The sequence below is a fragment of the Bacillus sp. LL01 genome (assembly GCF_001037965.1).
Genome location: NZ_LFEL01000004.1, coordinates 78,632 through 98,756 on the forward strand (window position 1 = coordinate 78,632; position 20,125 = coordinate 98,756).

A 20,125-nucleotide genomic window follows, 5' to 3' on the forward strand; every position below is an offset into this window, starting at 1 on the left:
ACAATGATACATAACCGGAAGGAGAAATTAGAACATGACAAAAAAAGAATTTCAAGCTGAATCGAAACGACTGCTGGAAATGATGATCAACTCTATCTACTCCCAGCGAGAGGTGTTTTTACGTGAACTCGTCTCCAATGCAAGTGATGCGATGGATAAAATATACTATCGCGCGCTAACTGATGATTCTCTTACATTTGATAAGGACAACTACTTCGTGAAGGTTATCCCTAATAAAGCCGAAAGAACGTTAACCATCATTGATACAGGTATCGGAATGACGAAAGAGGAACTTGAAGCAAATCTTGGCGTTATCGCAAAGAGTGGCTCCTTGGCGTTTAAAAAAGAAAACGAAGTCAAAGACGGACATGATATCATCGGACAGTTCGGTGTCGGTTTCTATGCTGCATTTATGGTCGCGGATGTTGTGACAGTGACAAGTAGAGCACTTGGAAGCGATGAGGCATACAAATGGCAATCAGAAGGTGCGGACGGCTACACGATCGAGCCCGGCGAGAAAGATTCTATTGGCACCGAAATCGTTCTGAAAATAAAAGAGAACACGGAAGACGAAAGCTATGACGAGTATTTGGAAGAGTACCGCCTGAAAGCCATCATTAAAAAGTACTCCGACTTCATTCGCTACCCGATTAAGATGGATGTAACAACGTCCAAACCGAAAGCGGACGACAATGAAGAGGAACTGGAAGAAGTGACAGAAGAGCAGACCATCAATAGCATGGTACCGATCTGGCGGAAAAATAAATCAGAACTTACAACCGAAGATTATGAGAAATTCTACAATGAAAAACACTACGGATTCGACAAGCCGTTAAAGCATCTTCATATTAGTGTGGACGGTACGATCCGCTATAACTCGATTCTTTATATTCCAGAGAGTATTCCATTCGACTACTATTCCAAGGAATTTGAAAAAGGTTTAGAGCTATATTCAAGTGGCGTATTAATCATGAATAAATGTGCAGACCTGCTTCCTGACCATTTCAGCTTTGTGAAAGGGTTGGTGGATTCCGAGGACCTTTCACTGAACATCTCCCGTGAAATGTTGCAACAGGATCGTCAGTTGAAATTCATCGCGAAGAACCTTGCGAAGAAAATCAAGAGTGCTCTCCTTGGTATGCTGAAAGACGAGCGTGAGAACTATGTGAAGTTCTTCGAGGCATTCGGCCGTCAGATGAAGTATGGTGTCTATGCAGAATACGGTGCGAACAAAGAACAGCTTCAAGACCTGTTAATGTTCCATTCTTCCACAGAGAAGAAGCTCGTGACGTTGGATGAGTATATCTCTCGCATGAAAGAAGACCAGAAATACATCTATTATGCAACTGGTGAGTCGAAGGAAAGAATCGAAAAGCTGCCGCAAACGGAACTTGTGTCGGATAAAGGTTACGAAATCTTGTACTTTACAGAGGACATCGATGAGTTCGCCATCAAGATGCTGATGAACTACAAGGAGAAAGAGTTCAAAAGCGTATCAAGCGGAGACCTTGGCATTGATTCAGAAGAGGACGATAAACAGAGTGAATCCGAACAGGAAGCAAACAAGGACCTGTTTGAGGCGATGAAGGAAATCCTTGCTGAAAAGGTTTCAGCTGTTAAGGTTTCCAAACGTTTAAAAACTCATCCGGTTTGCTTATCGACTGAAGGAGAAGTTACCATCGAGATGGAGAAAATCCTGAGCGCGATGCCGGATAACCAAAATATCAAGGCAAACAAGGTGCTTGAGATCAACACGAACCATGATGTGTTTGCGTCGTTGAAGAGTGCGCATGAAGGCGACCGTGAGAAGCTGGCGTTATACACGAACCTATTGTACAGCCAAGCGTTGCTGATTGAAGGATTGCCGCTGGAGGATCCAGTAGAGTTTACTAATGATATTTGCAAAGTGATGGTTTGAAAATAAGTTAATATAGTTCGAGGCCAATCCTGCTCGTTGACGAGTGGGGTTGGCCTTTTTTTGATTGGGAAAATGTTTTCAAAGGAAATCTCCGTCGAATCCAGAATACATAAAAGAGGAAAATAAAAAGGAGGGAATTAAAGAATGCAAAAAACCATTCCGATTAAAAATCAAATGAACGGAGTATTTATTCATGTTACAAACCTCAAAAAATCCGCTGACTGGTACGCCAATCTTCTGGAGTTAGAAGTGGACCTTGATACTGTCGAGTCTCCTGTGTACAACATCCCCTTGAATGGAACCACTTCCCTGACACTCGATGACCATACATTCGACCCTACGTTTAACCATGAACCAAGCGCCGCACCATTGTTCAACTTTTACTCACCAGACATTGACGAGGCATATCAATTTATTCAGAACAAAAGAATCGAAGTGGTACGTGAAATAGAAAGAGTGGGGGATACTGCATGGTTCAATATCAAGGATCCTGACGGGAACGTGGTGATGGTCTGTAATTGCTGATGAAAAGAGGGGTAACCAATCTGTCATTCTCCTTCTGTTGCAAAAAGTACCTAATTAAACCGTGTGATTAAGTAAACCCAATAACTTAGATATCTCCATTAAGAGGGAACGTGGTCTTTCCATGTTCTCTCTTTTTCTTGTTCAAAACTTCTTTTCGAAAAATGTATTGTTATTGTAATATAACTTCAAATATTTTCCTTTATCTTCAAGAAATATGGATACCTATCACTTTCTAATATTACGTAAATCTTGAACTGGGAAATAAATTATGAATATCTTGGAATTTTTATAGATATCACATCTTTTGGCTTGTTTTAGACAGAGATTAATGGGTTATATACCTACTAAGCAAATAAATAAGAAAATTTTTGATCATTTGATCATATGACTACATTTAAAAAGTAGAAAGGAGCAATACGTAAATGAGTGTTCAAAAAAGTACAGACAGTTCAAGTCTAGCAGAAGTGATTGATCGGATTCTTGATAAAGGAATCGTTATTGACGCATTTGTAAGAGTTTCATTAGTAGGTATTGAAATACTTACAGTAGAAGCGCGGGTGGTTATTGCAAGTGTGGATACATGGTTAAGATACGCAGAAGCGGTAGGCCTTTTACGTGATGAAGTTCAGGAAGAAGGTCTGGCTAATAGAAATCAAGAGGGTCAATTCAGTTTCTGATCATCTGATCCTATTAAATGAAAACTCTCTTATAAGTAAATGCGAGATTCATACACAGAAGGGATGAGGTTGGTTTACATGGCAGTTAAAGAGAAGAACGAACAGCAAGAAGAAAAAAATGATAATGGAAATCACTCCGTTAACCTTGCAATCATTGGAGGGGTGGTAGGTGCAGGAATCGGTTTACTATCCAGTCCTGGAACAAGTAAAAAGATTTATAGAAACTTCAGTGAATCAGAAGTGGTGAAGGTTGCCGGCTATCAATTAAGAAGGTCAGTGCAAGAGATGCTGGCTGCCCAAGCGCAAAACGGGATTAAACAATTGGCTTCAGGCTATATGGGTAAAAATGTGGTAAGTCTATTGAATCCAACAAAAAATAATGAAAAGAAGGATGCTAAAGACGGTGACACATCTTCCGAATTTGAAGATATAAAGGAAGAAAATAAAAATATAAACAATCGCCTCGATAAAATTGAAAGCATGCTTAGTGAATTAGTGGATTCAAAGAAATAGCTAGTACTCTTTCGATGAATCCAAAGGTGGTAATTGGATGGACAAAGAGATTAAAAAGACATTAGGCAAGGCAGCAAAGAAGGTATTTGAGCACACTCCCGAGCCGATTAAAGATGAAATTAAAGATAAGGTCAAGGAAAAAGCTAAAGAGAAATTTGTGGACAGTGTACAAGATAAAGCGGAGGAAGCAACAGAAAACCTCCAGGAGACCACAGAAGAGAATGCAGAGAAATTTCATGATAAAGCAGAAGAAGGAAAAGAAAAGGCGCAGGAGGCTTTACTTTCTGTTCGTGACAAAGTAGGTAAAGTTGTCGAAGCGGGAGAGGATTTCCAAGAAAAAATATCCTCGACGAATGATAATGACGATGACCGCAAAATCAAAGGTGTGAAGAGCATCAAGAGCTATACAGATATGAAAGGTGCCAGCAATATCAAAAGCTCAAAAAATATTAAATCCTCAAATGACATTAAGACGATGGGTTCTTGATGACTGAATGAAAGGAGAAATGATGTATGTCCGTTCAAAAAAGTACAGATAGTTCAAGTTTAGCAGAGGTTATTGACCGTATTTTAGATAAAGGAATTGTTATTGATGCCTTTGTTCGTGTTTCAGTAGTAGGAATTGAAATCTTAACAGTAGAGGCAAGAGTCGTAATTGCAAGTGTTGACACTTGGTTACGATACGCTGAAGCGGTTGGATTACTTCGGGATGAAGTAGAAGAAAACGGGCTACCTGAACAACAGAATGAACGCAGCCCCCGCTTTAGTATTTAGATATTAGAACGGGAAGCAACCAGGGGGGATCTCCACCTGGGCTTTCCCTTCTATTTATGTAGGAGGTCCATATGGAAATCAAAAAAATCATGGGGAATGTCGCCGATTTCTTTAATGAATTTGTCGCACCCCTTCATAAAATCACCTCAGTTGAAGAAAGTGACAACGAGGGATGGAAACTGACAGTAGAAGTAATTGAAGAAAAGGAATATATGAAAAAGTATGCAAAAGATGAAATGTTAGGTATATATGATGTCCATCTCAATAAAGATAAAGAAGTCACTTCTTATAAAAGGCGTGATATCAGGTATAGAAGTTCCATTAAACATGAGGCATAGCACGTGGTGAGTAGGAGGGAATGGAGTGACGGTTTTAAAAGAAAAAATAAAGAAGGATTCAAGGGCATTAATCCAAGATTCTGAGACGAAGGATTTACTTTCTCGCTCACTGCAGTATTTAAAGGCCGGATATCCTATTCATTTTACAGGCCCATCAGGTGCAGGTAAAACTTCCATGGCACTCGCTCTTGCAAAAAAGAGGAAAAAGCCTGTTATGCTCATACACGGAAATCATGAGTTGAACAATAAGGATTTAATAGGTGATTTTACAGGGTTTACAAGTAAAAAGGTTGTAGATAACTATATCCGTTCCGTATATAAAAAAGATGAAAGTATAACAGAAACTTGGAGGGACGGTCGTTTGTTGGAAGCTGTGAAAAACGGCTACACACTTGTGTACGATGAGTTTACCAGGTCTCAACCAACGACAAATAATATCTTTCTATCTATATTGGAGGAAGGCGTTCTTCCATTGTATGGATCAAAGCTTACAGAACCCTTTGTACCGGTTCATCCGGATTTTGCAGTAATCTTTACAAGCAACCCTGATGAATATGCAGGTGTTTTTCATACACAAGATGCCCTGCTGGACCGATTGATTACCATCCATGTTGATTATAAAGAGGTGGATAGGGAAGCAATGATTGTTTCGCAGAAAGTCGACACAAAAGAGGAAGAAGCGAAAGCCATTACTGCTCTTGTAGCAGAGCTCCGGAAAGCATGCAAAAAGAACGGTCCCAGTTTACGTGCTTCCCTGATGATTGCCAAGCTGGCATCTGAGGGTGATATTCCAATAGACGGGGACAACGAAGATTTCAAGCGACTTTGCAAGGATATTCTCGGACATCAATTAAGCAGATGTCTGGATAGCGAAGAGCCGCTCAAAGACGCAGAAAAATTGATATTAAAGGCCTGTGACAATATGAAGGTCAGTGAGTAATAAAGGAGAGTCTTATGATGAGCCAAGAGAAAATGGGTATATATATCATCTGTGGAATTCAGACAGATGCAGAAGAGGAATTTGGTCATATCGAATTGGAAGGGGAGAAAAGAGAACTCTTCACAATTTCGTATAAGGACTCTGCCATGGTAGCTGCAGAAGTACCAATGAAAATTTACCACCCGAATAAAGAAAATTTGATGATGCATCAACAAGCCATTTCACTTGTGATGAAACAGAATGATACAGTCATTCCTGTCAGCTTCGGTAATGTTTTTCATTCAAAAGAGGATGTAGCAGTCCTGCTTGAAAACCTGTATCCTCAATTCGAAAAACTATTTCCATCAATCAAGGGAAAAATCGAATTGGGCTTAAAAGTAATAGGCAAAAAGGAATGGTTGGAAGGATTAGCTGGCGGTAATGAAAAAATGGGGAAAATGGCAGAGAAAGTTAAAGGGAAATCAGAAGCAGCGAGCTACTATGAGCGAATCCAACTAGGTGAGGCTGCCCAAAAACTTTTCCTCTCACTGCAAGAAGAGGTGCAAGCAGAAATTTTTCAACCATTAAAGGATACAGCTGAAGCATCGAAAGTGAATGATCCTATAGGAGAGAAAATGCTGTTAAATGCCTCCTTTCTGATTGATAGAGACAAAGAAGAAGAGTTTGATCAAAAAGTGAATGATGCTCATGATAAATGGAAGGATAAGGTCGATTTCAATTACAGTGGTCCATGGCCGGCCTACAACTTTGTCAATATCAGATTAACAGTTGAGGACGCTTAAATGCTCCACAAAATTATATCTGCTCCTATCAATCTTGTCATTAAGATCGGCGAGAAGGTAAAAGAGGAAGCGGACAAAGAACTGTACGACCTTCCAACCATTCAAAAAAAGCTCATTCAATTGCAGATGATGTATGAACTTGGTGAGATTCCGGACGAAGCATATAAAGAAAAGGAAGCAGAGTTGTTGCATCGTTACGAAGTAGCCAAGAATCTGGAAATGGAACAATGGGAGCAGATGACCAAAAAGAAGTGAGGGTAATAAAATGGGGGAATTAATTTATTTATATGGGTTAGTCCCATCTACTGAATCAGCAAGCCTGCCGCTTCCATCAATGAAAGGGTTCGATGGAAAAGGTGAAATGTACACTATATCAATAGGGGAAATAACCGCTATTGTAAGTTCACTGGATGCAAAAGAGTATTCAGAGGATATCATCAAAGAGAAAATCAATAGTGATATGGAATGGCTGCAGGAAAAAGCTTTTCATCATCATGAAACAGTAATGGGATTATCAAAATTATATACTGTAATACCTTTAAAGTTCTGTACGTTATATAAAAATGAAAATAGTCTAAGAGATATTGTGCAGCAAAACCAGTCCAAGATGACAGAAAAATTTGCGCTGCTTAAAGGCAATGAGGAATGGAATCTTAAAATATATTGCAATGATGAATTATTAAAGAAACAAGTAAGCCAAAGCAATCCTGCGATAGAAGAGCGAAGAGAAGAAATAAGCCAATTATCCAAAGGAAAACAATTCTTTGAAAAGAAGAAATTAGATAAATTGATTGAAGAAGAAGTCGAAAAAGAAAAAGATCGTATCAGTGAAGAAATTCATACACACCTCCAAGGTTTTGTTCTGTTGGGGAATGTAAAGAGGAATTGGGGTAAAGATGTGACAGGCAGGAAAGAAAACATGACCTGGAACAGTGTCTATCTAATCTCTTCCTCAAAAGTGGAACAGTTTTTAGAAGAAATCCAGCAGTTTGAAAAGAAAATGGAGGAGATGGGTTGGCAGTTTGAACCAACTGGACCATGGCCTGCCTATCACTTCTCAAGCTTTTCATGAGTGAGGATGACTATATATGTCCCATAGAGATTCTATAGAAAATAAAGATATAGCATTAATAGATATTTTGGACGTCATACTTGATAAAGGTGTGGCAATAAAAGCGGATCTGGTCATTTCCATTGCGGGAGTTGATCTTGTGTATTTAGATCTCCGTGTCTTGATTGCATCTGTAGAATCCCTTGTCCAGGCAAAGCAGGGAAATGGCAAGACGGTATCTTCAGTAGAATTTGATAATCAAAGGGAGGGATTAATATATGCAACCGGCCAACCCGACAAGTGGAAGAATTAATTTAGATCCAGATAAAGCGGAACATGGATTGGCTCAGCTTGTCCTAACAGTGGTGGAACTTCTGAGGCAAATCGTGGAACGTCATGCAATGCGCCGCGTGGAAGGCGGAACGTTGACCGATGAGCAAATTGAGGATCTGGGCGAAGCTTTAATGAACCTAGAAGAAAAGATGGAAGAGTTAAAAGAAATATTCGGCCTTGATGCAGACGACTTGAACCTGGACCTTGGACCTCTAGGAAGCTTGCTATAAATAAGCTCTTTTCTCAATGTTTGTTGCTTACTTCGTAGATGTAGGAAAAGAGCACGAAAACTACGATTATTACGTGGAATTTAAGAATACGCCAAAGCAATGGAATATGCGAAATCAGCCTTCATCCGTTACCCTAAGGAGGGTTCATAAATGGCAGTTCAAACGACTGGACAATCAAGTACGATAGTTGATGTGCTTGAGAAAATTCTAGACAAAGGTGTCGTAATCGCCGGTGACATCACAGTAGGTATCGCAGATGTGGAGCTGTTGACCATCAAGATACGTCTTATTGTCGCTTCAGTTGATAAAGCGAAAGAGATCGGGATGGATTGGTGGGAGACGGATCCTTACCTTAGCTCAAAAGCGGTAGATAACAACACCAAAGCACTGGAAGAAGAAAATAAAATGTTACAGGAGAGACTTGAATCTCTCGAAAGAAAACTAGATTCAAACAGATTAAATTCAACTGAATTCAACTACTAATAGGAGGTTTTTATCATGGCAGAAAACAAAGGTAAAACATCAGAAAATCAAACAGAGGAACAAAACACAAGTAAGGAAGAAAAAGGGAATTCTTATGCAGGTCCGTTAACACGTTCTATCACTGGTGGCATCATTGGGGCGACAGTAGGCTACTTAGCTACTCCTGAAAACGGGAAAAAACTATTGGATAGTATCGATACGGATGCTCTTAAAACGAAGAGTTCCAGTTTTGGAGAGACTGCGAAGGAAAAATCCAAGAAAGCTTATGAATCTATTAAAAGTTCAACAAAAGGCTTATTTAATAAAGAAAATGAAGCAAGTGACGATGCATCTGAAAAGGATGATTCAGAAGAAGATAGTTCAAATGAAGAAGAAGTGGCAGCAACAAAAGAGTCTACAAAGGATTCCACAAATGAAGATTACGAATCCCTGAAGGAAGAAAACAAAAATCTTACCGACCGCTTAGGCAAATTGGAGGAAATGCTGACAAAACTAACGGATGAGAAAGAAGCAAGTAATAGCTCCGACGAAGAAGCTGAAGAGGAAAACGACAGTGAAGAAGAGCCAGTGGATGAAGGGGCAGAAGATTCTGCAGATGAAGATGAGAGCAATGAAGAATCGGAAGATGAAGAAGATAGTGATGAAGATGATGATGAAAAAGGAAAGCAAACAAAACCGAAAAAGAAACGTTCTACAGCTAAAAAATCATCTAAATCTCAAAAGAAAAAAGATGAAGAGAGTGATGAAACCACTCTATCAAGTGATGACGATACTTCATCTTAATGAATGGAGGGAGTTTTAACATGACTAAAGAACAAGCGACAGGGAAAGACAGCATTCTTGCTTTCCTTGTTCAGGCAACGAACAAGCATAATGTATCCATTGATATCACTTTAAATGTAAATGGTGCCATTGTTACAGGGACTACTGTTTCAGCTAAGGAGTACTTCGTTAGCTTGAGCGAAACTTTTGAAGACGGCAGTGATGTCGCTCAACAGCTTAGTGAAAAACTTGCACAAGCAGGAGAAGCAATCGATTCAGAAGAAGATGCTGAAGCTAGCTTCATCCACCTTAAGGATACAAAAATATTTTGTGGCAGCAGTAAATCAACCCCTTCAAAGGGGGAAGCTCTATGGAGAGGGCCGCTAAGTGATATTAACGGTTTCTTTTTAGATAATATTCCCGACAGTGATGAAGAGCAGGAACAGGAAGAATCGGACAATAGCGATTATCAATCCTTAAAAGATAAAAATGGTAAACTTACAGATCGTATTGGTAAGTTGGAAGATATGATAGCTAAACTTAGCCCTGATAATCAAGAAGAGGATAAGAGCGAAGAATCTGAAGGCGAAGAAGAGTCTGAAGAAAAGCCTGAAGAAAAGCCTGAACAAAAGCAGGATTCAAGTGAAGAGCCATCTGAAGATGATAAAGAGAAAGAAAAGAATCAGAAAAAGCGTTCTGGTACTAAATCTAGTACTTCCAAAACACAAAAGAAAACCACAGCTAAAAAGACAACCAAATCCAAATAAGTTTAGAAAGAGAAAATAAAATAGTCAGACTTTCTTTACTGCAGAAGAAAGGAGAATTGTAAATGAATAATGAACTTAGTGCCAGTAAGGATAGTATTCTAGAGTTCTTTGTGCAAGCAGCCAATATACATGGTTTTTCACTGGATATAACCTTGAACGTTAACGGTGCTGTTATATCAGGTACTCTTATACCGGCAAAGGATTACTTTGAGACGATGAGTGAAACCTTTGAAGATGGAAATGAAGTAGCCCAAAAAATCAGTGATCAACTTGCTGCGGCAGGAGAAAGCTTTGAATCAAGTAAAGAAGCTGAAGCGAATTTCATCCATTTGAAAAATACAAAGGTTTATTGTGGAGACAGTAAACCCACCCCATCGGAGGGTAAGATACTCTGGAGAGGGAAATTGAGCGAGGTGGACGGCTTCTTTTTAGGAAGGATCTCAAATGAATCTTAAAGGATATGAAATTCGGCAAGAAAAGCAGCTGTCAGATCGTTCTGACAGCTGCTTTCAGTTAGTTCATTTTCTTTTTCCAGGACGTGTGTAGCCTACTGAAGCTCCATCACGTCTTGCATCGGCAACACCAACATACTCGCCTTTTTCGTAATCTATTAAGATACTTTGCACATTTCCGATCAGTTCTGAACTTGATGGGAAACGGTGTCCCATGGAGTTGAGTTCAGATAGCACTTCATTGGATATTCCATCTTCGTAACGATAGCTGTTGATGGCATTTGTATAAATACGAGGTTCGGCGATCGCTTCTTCGAGCCCCATTTCATAGTCCATGACATTCAGCACCACTTGAAGTACGGAAGTAATGATGGTAGGTCCGCCAGGTGATCCGACACTCATAATAGGTTTGCCATCTTCAAAAACAATCGTTGGGGTCATAGAGCTAAGCGGCCGTTTATTAGGTTGGACTTCATTAGCTCCGCCTGGTCTTGCATCAAAATCGGTCAACTCGTTATTAAGCATTAGGCCGTAGCCAGGTACCATGATCCCGGAGCCGAATACTTGTTCAATGGTAGTAGTGTAGGAAACCAGGTTTCCCCATTGGTCAGCTACAGTAAAGTGGGTGGTTTCCCCAATATCCTTCTCATCATTTTGCTCTACTACACTATAATTAGGGTCAACGTTTTCATATTGCCAAGGATCTCCTGGCTGTGGGTTGGTGTTCACAGAATTTATATCGATTAGCGCACTGCGCTCAGCGATGTAATCTGGATGAAGGAGGCCTGTCATCGGAACTTCCACGAATTCAGGATCTCCCGCATACGCACCACGGTCTGCATACGATAGATGCATGGCTTCAGCAAGTAGATGATACACCTCTTTCGATCTCCGGTCATATTGGCTGATATCGAAGCTATCCAATGTCTTCAGCATTTGTAGTAAGAACAATCCTCCTGAGCTTGGAGGAGGCATACTGGCAATGTCATAGCCTTTATATTCTCCCCATACCGGATCGTCCTCTGTAACCTCGTAGTTTTGAAGGTCTTCTATCGTCATGCTCCCGCCAAAGTCTTGAACCACATCAGCAAGTGCTTCACCGATTTCTCCAGTGTAAAACACTTCTGATCCATGAGATCGAATCAGTTTGAATGTTTTCGCGAGATCCCTTTGGACAAGCCAATCTCCCTCTTTAAGTGGTTCACCATCAGGAAGCAACACTTCCTTGGCAGCAGTCCCCGCCAATTTTTCCTTATTGTTTTCAATTTGTAATGCCAGCTGCCTATCTACTGAAAATCCTTTTTGTGCAAGCTTGAATGCAGGGGTGATCAGCTGTTGAAAAGGTCTGGTCCCCCATTTCTCATGGGCAGCCTCAAGTCCCTTCAAGGTTCCAGGAACCCCCACAGAGTTACCGTGTCTAACACGCTCTTGAAATGGGATGATGCTACCATAAGGATTCAAGAACATATCCGGTGTCGCGCCAGCTGGAGCCCGTTCACGACTATTTACAATCGTTGTTTCATCCGTCTCTGCATCATATACCATCATAAAGCCACCACCGCCAATTCCAGACATCATCGGTTCTACAACATTTAATGCGAATTGGACAGCAATGGCTGCATCCATGGCGTTTCCGCCTTTACGCAGAATATCCGCGCCAATCTCAGACGCCAAAGGATGTGATGTGGATACCATTCCATCCTTACCAACGGCCACTTCGTTACTGCCTGTACCTGGTTTTTGGGCTAGTCCCACATTTGGGATAAATGCCAGTAACAAGGTTAGTGATAAAATAATTGAAAATATAGCTCTAAACTTTCTTTTCTTCATGTTCCCACCTCGCCTCATTTTTTTAAAGTATTTCTATAACAAGGGTAAGTTTTACGAGGAGGGGGGTCAATAAAATAGGTTGAAAATTCAGAAAAATAAGCAAACCTAACTAGAGGGTCATACATATGTCCTAATCTATTATTAAGAGAAAACATATTTATCCATCTTTGTTAGTAGGACGTATGAAGCATGGAATGCACATAAGAAAGGGATTCCGTTTAATGGTATCGTTCAGCTTTATAAAATGCTAAGTTCATATTTAAAGAAGTAGAAGTAAAGAATAAAACGAGCGTCATTATTGTTGAAATAATATCATTTACTGTCTAAAATAAAGCGGACCTCTTAGTAGAGTTGAATTAATAATTATCGATTTCTATGTACTATTGGATACAGGAGTGTGGGAGATGAGATGAAACAAATAACTATATTAATTGCTGATGATGAGCCGGAGATTGCTGATTTAGTGGCTATTCACTTAAAACAAGAAGGTTACCACGTTGTTAAGGCTTTAGATGGACAAGTAGCTATCCAGGTAATCAAAACTCATACTATTGATTTGGTGATTTTGGATATTATGATGCCGAAATTAGATGGATATGAAGTAACAAGGCGTATTCGCGAACAATATAATATGCCCATTATTTTTTTAAGTGCTAAAACGTCTGAATTTGATAAAGTGCAAGGTCTAGTTATAGGTGCTGATGACTATATGACAAAACCATTTGCTCCTATAGAATTAGTCGCGCGTGTAAATGCCCAATTACGACGTGCTATGAAGCTGAATCAGCATAAGGTCCAGACTATATTGGAATATGAAGGATTAGTCATTTCCCCTGAGCAAAGGACAGTTTTGCTTTATGGGGAGAGGGTCGAGCTTACACCGAAGGAATTTGATATTTTGTACTTATTAGCTAGTAATCCGAAGAAAGTCTACAATGTTGAAACTATCTTTCAACAGGTATGGGGAGAGGAATATTATGAAGGTGCGAATACAGTGATGGTACATATTCGTACATTAAGGAAAAAGCTTGAAGAAGATAAACGGAAAAATAAGTTGATAAAAACCATTTGGGGAGTAGGCTATGCATTCAATGGCTAAAATTTTATACAATTTCCGCTCGAAAATGTTGATCTTATTTGGATTAAGTATGGGATTAGCTGGTATTATTACCTTTTTAATTTTTATAGTACTGCAATACTATTATCGTACTTCCGTTCGTTTGGAAGATCCACTGGCACGTGTTCGCATGTTGATGGGACAATTTGGTGATATTAACTCATTTTTATTAATATTCATCCCATTATCCATTTTATTTTTCTTTATATTTACTCGTTCGTATTCTATCTATTTTAAAGAAATTTCAAAAGGAATTAACAAGCTCTCTGTGGGTGACTTTAACCACAGAGTTGAGGTTACAACTAATGATGAATTTAGCGAAATTGCCGAAGGGATTAATCTTGCAAGTAAGCAACTAAAAGAAGCAATAGAAAGAGGTGACTTCGCAGAAAGCAGTAAGGATCAATTAGTCGTAAATTTAGCCCATGATTTACGTACTCCTCTTACATCCGTATTAGGTTATTTAGACTTAATCCTAAAGGATGAAAGTTTAACGAAAGAACAACAAAGGCATTTTATAACGATTGCCTTTACTAAGTCCCAGAGGCTAGAAAGACTTATTGATGAATTATTTAAAATAACAAGAATGAATTATGGGATGCTATCAATGAAGAGGATGCAAATAAACTTACATGATCTTTTATATCAATTAACGGATGAATTGTATCCTCTATTCGAAAAGAATGGATTGAAAGTTAGAATGAAGGTAACCCCGTCACTTCCGATTTTTGGAGATGGAGAGCTGTTGGCAAGGGTATTTGAAAATCTTATGACCAATGCCATTCGTTATGGGTTTGATGGTGAGTTTGTAGATATTAATGGTTGTATAGATTCTGGGGAAGTGATTGTGCAGGTAGTGAATTATGGTGATAGTATTCCTTCTAATGATTTGCCTCATCTTTTTGACATGTTTTTTACTGGGGATCAGGCACGAACACACCAAGAAGGGGGAACTGGTCTAGGCCTATTCATTGCAAAGAATATTGTAGAACAACACCAGGGTATCATTTCTGTTGAAAGTGATCTAATACGAACAGTATTTGAGGTGCGTCTGCCCTTTGAAAGTAGTGAAGGAGAACAAGAATAAATTTAAGAAAAATTTAAACATTACCCTACTATTTATTTAAAAAGATTTTCCTATTCTATATATAGGTTCAAAGTAGATTGAAGGAGGAAGATTTAAAATGAAGAAGTGGGGATTTTTGTTTATAGTCGTATGTTGCTTATGCATTGTAACTATAAAGATGACGGAAGATAGAGTAGAGATTCAAAGGTTTAACCAAGAAAACTCGAATGAATATAGCGACAAAATAGAGATTTTAAGTGATCAAGTCTATCAGGGAAATCTACTATTAGTGAATAAGGCATTTCCTATTAATAAAGATAGTGTTAAAACTGATATCGTTAATTTATTTGGAAATGAAGAATTGACACAAGAATATCAGGTGCTCAAAACAGATATCAGCTTATCAGAGGGTGTCGCTCGAAAATTCTTAGAGATGGTAGTAGCCGCTAAAAAAGAAGGAGTTCGGAACTTCACCATTAGTAGTGGATATCGAAATTTTGAGGAGCAGCAAGCAATTTATGAAGAAATAGGTGCCGACTATGCTTTACCAGCAGGTTTTAGTGAACATAATTTAGGTATATCGCTTGATGTCGGATCCACACAAATGGCGATGGACAAGGCGCTTGAAGGGAAATGGATTGAAAAAAATGCTTGGAAATACGGATTTATTTTACGCTATCCAAAAGATAAAACGGAAATAACTGGCATTCAATATGAACCATGGCATATTCGCTACGTTGGTTTACCACATAGTGCCATTATGAAAGAGGAAAATTTAGCTCTGGAAGAATATTTAGAATATCTAAAAAAAGAAAAAGATATTTCCGCTAGCTTTAATGGGAAAAAGTATACTATATCTTATAATCACATTTCTCGTGACGTGACAATTAATGTACCGAATGGACAACATTATGAAATTTCTGGAGACAATATGGATGGTGTCATTGTGACTGTGCAACATTAGAAGAGGGGAATATGTAGTTACTTCTCTTCTATCAAATCTGTAATATATGATATTGTGTAATCGCTCTCATAATTGTCAGATTTTTGTGCTATATTTAGTGCAGACATGCAGGAGGGGTAAAACGATGGGAGTAAAGGAAAGCTTGCTGACAGATGAAATGATGGACACAATTATCGCTAATGCATTTGAGTGGATAGTCGTGGTCAATCATGAAGGCAATATCATTTATATGAATGATAGTTATTGCGAATTTATAGGGGTTGATAATAAAGAAGTGATTGGTAGGCATGTGACAGGTGTAATAGAGAATACACGCATGCATGAAGTGGTGAAGACCGGAAAGGTGGAGCTTGCCGATCTCCAATATATTCGCGGAAACTACATGATTGCCAACCGTGTACCGATTTTCGATAAAAATCAGAAAGTGATCGGAGCATATGGAACCGTCATTTTCCGGGATACGAGTGAATGGGACAAGATGAACAGTCATGTCAAAAGCATGCTTGGCAGAATACGAAACTATCTGCAGGAATACGAGCAGCAGACTGGTGTGAAATACACGCTAGAGGATATTATCGGAAACTCCAAGCTTATCGGTCTATTGAAAGATAAGGTGAAGCAGATTGCTGCAAGCGATGTATCAATTCTGATTCGAGGCGAGAGTGGAACGGGGAAGGAATTGTTTGCACACAGCATACACCAACTAAGCGACCGCAGCCAGATGCCTTTTATTAAACTAAATTGTGCAGCCATTCCTGAGCACCTCCTTGAATCCGAATTATTTGGTTATGAAGAAGGGGCTTTTACAGGTGCCAAAAAAGGCGGGAAAAAGGGGAAATTCCATCTTGCGGACGGAGGCACGCTTTTTCTGGATGAAATAGGGGACATGTCCCTGCCGATGCAGATCAAACTGTTGAGGGCCTTACAGGAAGGGGAAGTGGAGCCGGTTGGTGCGATAAAGCCTGTACAGGTGAACGTACGTGTCATTGCTGCGACCAATAGGCCTTTGGAAAAGATGATGGAGGAGAAGCGTTTCCGTGATGACCTATATTACCGGATCCATGTCATCCCATTTCATATCCCTTCCCTTAGCGAGAGAAAAGAAGATATCCCGTTACTTGTGGAGCATTTTATCCAGAAGATATGTAAGCGGACCGGCAGGAGGGTTACGTCGGTAGCGGAGGATGCCCTTGTTGCATTGTCCCGATACCGCTGGCCGGGGAATATCCGGGAGCTGGAGAATGTCATCCAGGCAGCCGTTCATTTGTCGACGGGAGAAAAGCTGACATTGGAGGCGCTCCCTGATTACCTGACAGATTCATTCTCCATCCCGATTGGGTCTAAGTCGTTAAAAGAAACTTTGGAGGATGCTGAAAAGCAGGCAATCATTCAGACCTTGGAAAAATATCAACATGATAAGCTAGGGGCCGCCAAACAACTTGGCATCAGTAAATCAAGTCTCTATGAAAAGTTAAAAAAATATTCGATTCAATGAAATAGTAAGCACTCTCAGGATTCCAGAAAATCGGAAAGTGTTCCGGATTTCTGGAATCCTTTAGTTTGTATGACTCTGTCTCCTTTTGTCCAGAAATCCGGAAAAACTTTTTGTTTGAAATATTGAAACAATTAACTTTGCAAGTTGGCACGGTTCTTGCATTGATAAGTTCGGAAGACAAAAAACAATGGTATTTGCTTTCATAGGTTTGTAAGCGTTTACCTAATTAGAGGAGGAAAGACAGATGTGGAGCATGATTGGTCTTATCGGTGGTTTGGCATTATTAATTATTTTAACGATGAGAGGCATGAACCTTCTTGTAGTAGGTCCATTGTCGGCACTATTTGTAGCACTTCTAAGTGGAATGCCATTATTTCCACAACTTGTGGCTGAGGGGGAAGTCAACTTTGTCAGCAGTTACATGGGCGGTTTTTCGTCCTTCGTGACATCCTGGTACCTGATGTTCTTGCTTGGTGCCATTTTTGGAAAGGTGATGGAGGATAGCGGAGCGGCGGATTCTGTATCCAAGTTGGTTGTAGATAAGCTTGGAATGCGTTTTGCTGTATTAGCAATTGTCGCAGCTTGTGCGATTTTGACTTATGGAGGAGTTAGTTTATTCGTTGTGGCGTTCTCGGTTTATCCGATGGCAATCAGCTTGTTTAAGCAAGCGAACTTGCCTCGGAGATTTATTCCGGCAGCACTTGCATTTGGTTCGGTAACATTTACGATGACATCTGCAGGATCTCCGGAAATCCAGAACTGGATTCCAATTCCTTATTTAGACACAAATCCATATGCGGGTTGGGAAGTAAGTGCACTAGTTGCAGTGTTTATGATGATTTTTGGCTACTGGTGGTTGAAACGTATGATTTCCAAAGCGGTTGGACGCGGGGAAACGTTTGTTTCCAGAGAGGCGGATCCTGTTATTGATGGAGGAAGGGCACTTCCTAATCCGTTCTTGAGTTTTATTCCGCTAGCTGTAGTTTTAATTATTTCGTTCATTTTCCATGATGATTTAAAGCAGTCAGCATTAATCATTGCTTTACTCGGTGGAATCATCACGACTTATGTTCTCGGCCGAAAATACTTCAAGAACTTCTGGAACGCAATCTCAGAAGGTACAATGGGTGCTTTAATAGCCATTGGTAACACGGCTGCGGTAGTTGGATTTGGTGGAGTGGCTCAAAAAGTTCCGGCATTCGGTACGGTCGTTGAGGCAATGACAAACATTCCGGGAAGCCCGCTCATCGGTGCAGCAATCGCGGTCAGCGTCATCGCAGGTATGACAGGTTCCGCTTCTGGTGGTCAGGTAATCGCCCTGCCATTAATTGCGCCTCATTACATGGATATGGGTGTAAACCCGGAGGCACTTCACCGTACGGTTGCCATTTCTTCCGGTGCGCTCGATTCCTTGCCGCATAACGGATATGTCGTAACAACCGTCCGGGCGATCTGTGGTGAGACGCATCAGGCGGCATACGGCCCGGTTGCAGCTGTAACGGTCATTGTTCCGTTAATCGGCTTGGCATTGGCAATTGCGCTGTTTTCTATGGGACTAGGAATCTAATAACTATTGTGAAGGGAGATTGGAGCATTGGTTAATGATAAAGTTGTTCTCATCACGGGAGCAGCCCAAGGAATAGGGTACGAGATTGGAAAGCAGTTTGCCGAAGCAGGAGCAAAGGTCGTTCTGACCGATCTGAATGAAGAGAATGTTGTAGAGGCGGGAGAAGGATTGAACCGCCTGGGGTTGACTGCACAAGGATTACGTTGTGATGTAACCTCGGAAGAAGAACTGAAATCCGTGATTGACGCAACCGTCGCTGAGTTCGGGCGGCTGGATGTACTGATCAATAATGCAGGATTGCAATATGTATCAATGATTGAAGATTTTCCTACAGAGAAATTTGAGTTGCTGACACGGGTCATGCTGGTTGCTCCTTTTGTCGCGACAAAACATGCCTTTCCAATCATGAAAGCCCAGGGGTTCGGTAGGATTCTGAATATGGCTTCCATTAACGGCTTGGTCGGTTTTGCCGGGAAAGCTGCCTACAATAGCGCGAAGCATGGAGTAATCGGGTTGACGAAGGTTTCCGCTTTGGAGGGAGCAGCCCACGGGATTACTGTAAATGCAATATGTCCGGGGTATGTGGATACGCCTCTCGTTCGTAATCAGCTGAAGGATTTGGCGGAAACCAGAAATGTTGCTTTGGAGAAGGTGTTGGAAGAGGTTATTTACCCACTGGTTCCACAGCGCAGACTATTGGAAGTGAAGGAAATTGCGGATTATGCGATGTTCCTGAGCAGTGATGCGGCTGGTGGGGTTACCGGCCAGGCAGTGGTCATTGATGGTGGATATACGGTGCAGTAATGGTTTAATAACAGAGAGTCTCAGGGTACTGTTCTTTTACGGAAGAGTGGATCTGAGACTCTCTTTTTTGAGGTTAGATTACTTTAATAAAATTTATGTCGAAAATTAAATCAAATATTTTTGATTTAATTAGTTGCATATTTTTTCCTTTGAACATATAATGAAATTAATTAATCAATAAAATTTGATTTAAAGGAGAGAGTAATGTGAACACACATCCATACACGCTTACAAAATTGAACGAACAAAGATTAGAATCCTTGCATCATGACAGCCGCTTGGCCATAGCTTCAATGGGTAGCAGAATAAACTTCCTCAGCAAACTTCAAAACCTGTATGACAAATTTATCAGACACAACCAGAATCAACAACAAGATCCATGCTGTGCACAAAACTAGTTTTTGGGGTTTTAATCAAAAAATATTGATTTAAATATCAAAAGGAGGAAAAAATCATGTTCTCATTTTTAAAGAAGAAAGATGCAAATTGTTGTGGGGTGGAAATTATTGAAGTGAAGGAAGATCAGGCATGTTGTGAAGAAGCTGAACAAGAGGATTGCTGCAACCAAAGCCAGAACGAAAAGGAATCATCCTGCTGTTAACAAAGCCTTGCTATTGAATACTTTTCCAAATAACGTTCATAATGATTAGTGAAAATACCCCTTGCAGTTTTTCAGCAAATTCATTACAATACAAACTAACAACTAAAACTTATACGTTGAAAAGGAATAGTAGTGG

At 40.1% G+C, this 20,125-nt stretch carries 27 protein-coding genes and 1 other annotated feature (1 of these 28 only partly in view); of the genes, 26 read left to right on the plus strand and 1 reads right to left on the minus strand.

Translation table 11 applies throughout. The annotated features are described in order from the left end of the window. Positions 1 to 34 precede the first annotated feature (34 nt). The 18 genes from htpG (at position 35) to gvpU (AB685_RS13035) (ending at position 10,548) form a co-directional block, all read left to right on the plus strand. Complete coding sequence (htpG, locus tag AB685_RS12955; protein ID WP_047971032.1) at positions 35 to 1,918, plus strand: molecular chaperone HtpG; 1,884 nt, start codon at positions 35 to 37, stop codon at positions 1,916 to 1,918. A 144-nt stretch (positions 1,919 to 2,062) separates the two neighbouring features. Then, a complete protein-coding gene (locus tag AB685_RS12960) occupies positions 2,063 to 2,443 on the plus strand; it encodes a VOC family protein (protein ID WP_047971033.1) in 381 nt (126 codons plus the stop codon). A 422-nt stretch (positions 2,444 to 2,865) separates the two neighbouring features. Beyond that, a complete protein-coding gene (gene gvpA / locus AB685_RS12965; RefSeq protein WP_010195308.1) occupies positions 2,866 to 3,120 on the plus strand; it encodes a gas vesicle structural protein GvpA in 255 nt (84 codons plus the stop codon). A gap of 39 nt (positions 3,121 to 3,159) precedes the next feature. Continuing rightward, a complete protein-coding gene (gene gvpT / locus AB685_RS12970) occupies positions 3,160 to 3,633 on the plus strand; it encodes a GvpT/GvpP family gas vesicle accessory protein (protein ID WP_241773290.1) in 474 nt (157 codons plus the stop codon). 37 nt (positions 3,634 to 3,670) lie between these two features. After that, entirely contained in the window at positions 3,671 to 4,120 is a 450-nt protein-coding gene (gene gvpQ / locus AB685_RS12975; protein ID WP_047971035.1) for a gas vesicle protein GvpQ, read from the plus strand. Positions 4,121 to 4,146: 26 nt separating this feature from the next. Continuing rightward, complete coding sequence (gene gvpA, locus AB685_RS12980; protein WP_010195314.1) at positions 4,147 to 4,407, plus strand: gas vesicle structural protein GvpA; 261 nt, start codon at positions 4,147 to 4,149, stop codon at positions 4,405 to 4,407. Between the two features lie 71 nt (positions 4,408 to 4,478). Continuing rightward, positions 4,479 to 4,745: a gas vesicle protein GvpO gene (gene gvpO / locus AB685_RS12985; RefSeq protein ID WP_010195316.1), complete on the plus strand. Its 267-nt coding sequence runs from the start codon at positions 4,479 to 4,481 to the stop codon at positions 4,743 to 4,745. 25 nt (positions 4,746 to 4,770) lie between these two features. Beyond that, the gene (gene gvpN, locus AB685_RS12990; protein ID WP_047971036.1) at positions 4,771 to 5,685 is read left to right on the plus strand and encodes a gas vesicle protein GvpN; all 915 of its coding nucleotides are present in this window, start codon (positions 4,771 to 4,773) and stop codon (positions 5,683 to 5,685) included. 14 nt (positions 5,686 to 5,699) lie between these two features. After that, a complete protein-coding gene (locus AB685_RS12995) occupies positions 5,700 to 6,467 on the plus strand; it encodes a GvpL/GvpF family gas vesicle protein (RefSeq protein WP_047971037.1) in 768 nt (255 codons plus the stop codon). Further along, on the plus strand, positions 6,468 to 6,722 hold the full coding sequence (locus AB685_RS13000; protein ID WP_047971038.1) for a gas vesicle protein GvpG: 255 nt from the start codon (positions 6,468 to 6,470) through the stop codon (positions 6,720 to 6,722). A 10-nt stretch (positions 6,723 to 6,732) separates the two neighbouring features. Beyond that, positions 6,733 to 7,539, plus strand: coding sequence for a GvpL/GvpF family gas vesicle protein (locus AB685_RS13005; RefSeq protein ID WP_047971039.1), 807 nt, complete (start codon positions 6,733 to 6,735; stop codon positions 7,537 to 7,539). A gap of 16 nt (positions 7,540 to 7,555) precedes the next feature. Continuing rightward, positions 7,556 to 7,831, plus strand: coding sequence for a gas vesicle protein (locus tag AB685_RS13010; protein ID WP_047971040.1), 276 nt, complete (start codon positions 7,556 to 7,558; stop codon positions 7,829 to 7,831). Beyond that, the gene (locus AB685_RS13015; RefSeq protein ID WP_047971041.1) at positions 7,797 to 8,081 is read left to right on the plus strand and encodes a gas vesicle protein K; all 285 of its coding nucleotides are present in this window, start codon (positions 7,797 to 7,799) and stop codon (positions 8,079 to 8,081) included. Before AB685_RS13010 ends, AB685_RS13015 begins: the two co-directional genes overlap by 35 nt. Positions 8,082 to 8,097: 16 nt before the next feature. Beyond that, positions 8,098 to 8,268: a hypothetical protein gene (locus tag AB685_RS31705; protein ID WP_198530505.1), complete on the plus strand. Its 171-nt coding sequence runs from the start codon at positions 8,098 to 8,100 to the stop codon at positions 8,266 to 8,268. Next, on the plus strand, positions 8,232 to 8,564 hold the full coding sequence (locus AB685_RS13020; RefSeq protein WP_047971042.1) for a gas vesicle protein: 333 nt from the start codon (positions 8,232 to 8,234) through the stop codon (positions 8,562 to 8,564). Before AB685_RS31705 ends, AB685_RS13020 begins: the two co-directional genes overlap by 37 nt. A gap of 15 nt (positions 8,565 to 8,579) precedes the next feature. Continuing rightward, on the plus strand, positions 8,580 to 9,347 hold the full coding sequence (locus AB685_RS31295; protein WP_047971043.1) for a YtxH domain-containing protein: 768 nt from the start codon (positions 8,580 to 8,582) through the stop codon (positions 9,345 to 9,347). 20 nt (positions 9,348 to 9,367) lie between these two features. After that, positions 9,368 to 10,093 carry a gas vesicle accessory protein GvpU gene (gene gvpU / locus AB685_RS32105; protein ID WP_241773291.1) on the plus strand — a complete coding sequence of 242 codons (726 nt, stop codon included), beginning with the start codon at positions 9,368 to 9,370 and terminating at the stop codon, positions 10,091 to 10,093. A 62-nt stretch (positions 10,094 to 10,155) separates the two neighbouring features. Then, positions 10,156 to 10,548: a gas vesicle accessory protein GvpU gene (gvpU, locus tag AB685_RS13035; RefSeq protein WP_047971044.1), complete on the plus strand. Its 393-nt coding sequence runs from the start codon at positions 10,156 to 10,158 to the stop codon at positions 10,546 to 10,548. Between the two features lie 63 nt (positions 10,549 to 10,611). Here the strand turns inward: gvpU (AB685_RS13035) and ggt are convergent, their stop codons facing one another. Continuing rightward, a complete protein-coding gene (ggt, locus tag AB685_RS13040) occupies positions 10,612 to 12,375 on the minus strand; it encodes a gamma-glutamyltransferase (protein ID WP_047971045.1) in 1,764 nt (587 codons plus the stop codon). A gap of 409 nt (positions 12,376 to 12,784) precedes the next feature. Here ggt and AB685_RS13045 point away from each other — a divergent pair, with 409 nt between their 5' ends. The 8 genes from AB685_RS13045 (at position 12,785) to AB685_RS31710 (ending at position 19,989) form a co-directional block, all read left to right on the plus strand. Next, positions 12,785 to 13,474 (plus strand): response regulator transcription factor, encoded by a 690-nt coding sequence (locus tag AB685_RS13045; RefSeq protein ID WP_047971046.1) that lies wholly within the window; start codon positions 12,785 to 12,787, stop codon positions 13,472 to 13,474. Next, a complete protein-coding gene (locus AB685_RS13050; RefSeq protein ID WP_047971386.1) occupies positions 13,467 to 14,579 on the plus strand; it encodes a HAMP domain-containing sensor histidine kinase in 1,113 nt (370 codons plus the stop codon). The genes AB685_RS13045 and AB685_RS13050 overlap by 8 nt, the downstream gene beginning before the upstream one ends. A 97-nt stretch (positions 14,580 to 14,676) precedes the next feature. Then, positions 14,677 to 15,522, plus strand: a complete 846-nt coding sequence (locus tag AB685_RS13055) for a M15 family metallopeptidase (RefSeq protein WP_047971047.1) — start codon at positions 14,677 to 14,679, stop codon at positions 15,520 to 15,522. Between the two features lie 124 nt (positions 15,523 to 15,646). Next, positions 15,647 to 17,017 carry a sigma-54-dependent Fis family transcriptional regulator gene (locus AB685_RS13060; protein ID WP_047971048.1) on the plus strand — a complete coding sequence of 457 codons (1,371 nt, stop codon included), beginning with the start codon at positions 15,647 to 15,649 and terminating at the stop codon, positions 17,015 to 17,017. A 244-nt stretch (positions 17,018 to 17,261) separates the two neighbouring features. Next, positions 17,262 to 18,584, plus strand: coding sequence for a GntP family permease (locus tag AB685_RS13065; RefSeq protein WP_047971049.1), 1,323 nt, complete (start codon positions 17,262 to 17,264; stop codon positions 18,582 to 18,584). Between the two features lie 27 nt (positions 18,585 to 18,611). Beyond that, the gene (locus AB685_RS13070) at positions 18,612 to 19,388 is read left to right on the plus strand and encodes a 3-hydroxybutyrate dehydrogenase (protein WP_047971050.1); all 777 of its coding nucleotides are present in this window, start codon (positions 18,612 to 18,614) and stop codon (positions 19,386 to 19,388) included. A gap of 206 nt (positions 19,389 to 19,594) precedes the next feature. Further along, on the plus strand, positions 19,595 to 19,786 hold the full coding sequence (locus AB685_RS30915) for a hypothetical protein (RefSeq protein ID WP_128755858.1): 192 nt from the start codon (positions 19,595 to 19,597) through the stop codon (positions 19,784 to 19,786). Between the two features lie 56 nt (positions 19,787 to 19,842). Continuing rightward, positions 19,843 to 19,989, plus strand: a complete 147-nt coding sequence (locus AB685_RS31710; protein WP_198530506.1) for a hypothetical protein — start codon at positions 19,843 to 19,845, stop codon at positions 19,987 to 19,989. A 107-nt stretch (positions 19,990 to 20,096) separates the two neighbouring features. After that, positions 20,097 to 20,125 (plus strand) — a binding site (T-box leader); it runs 218 nt beyond the window's last position.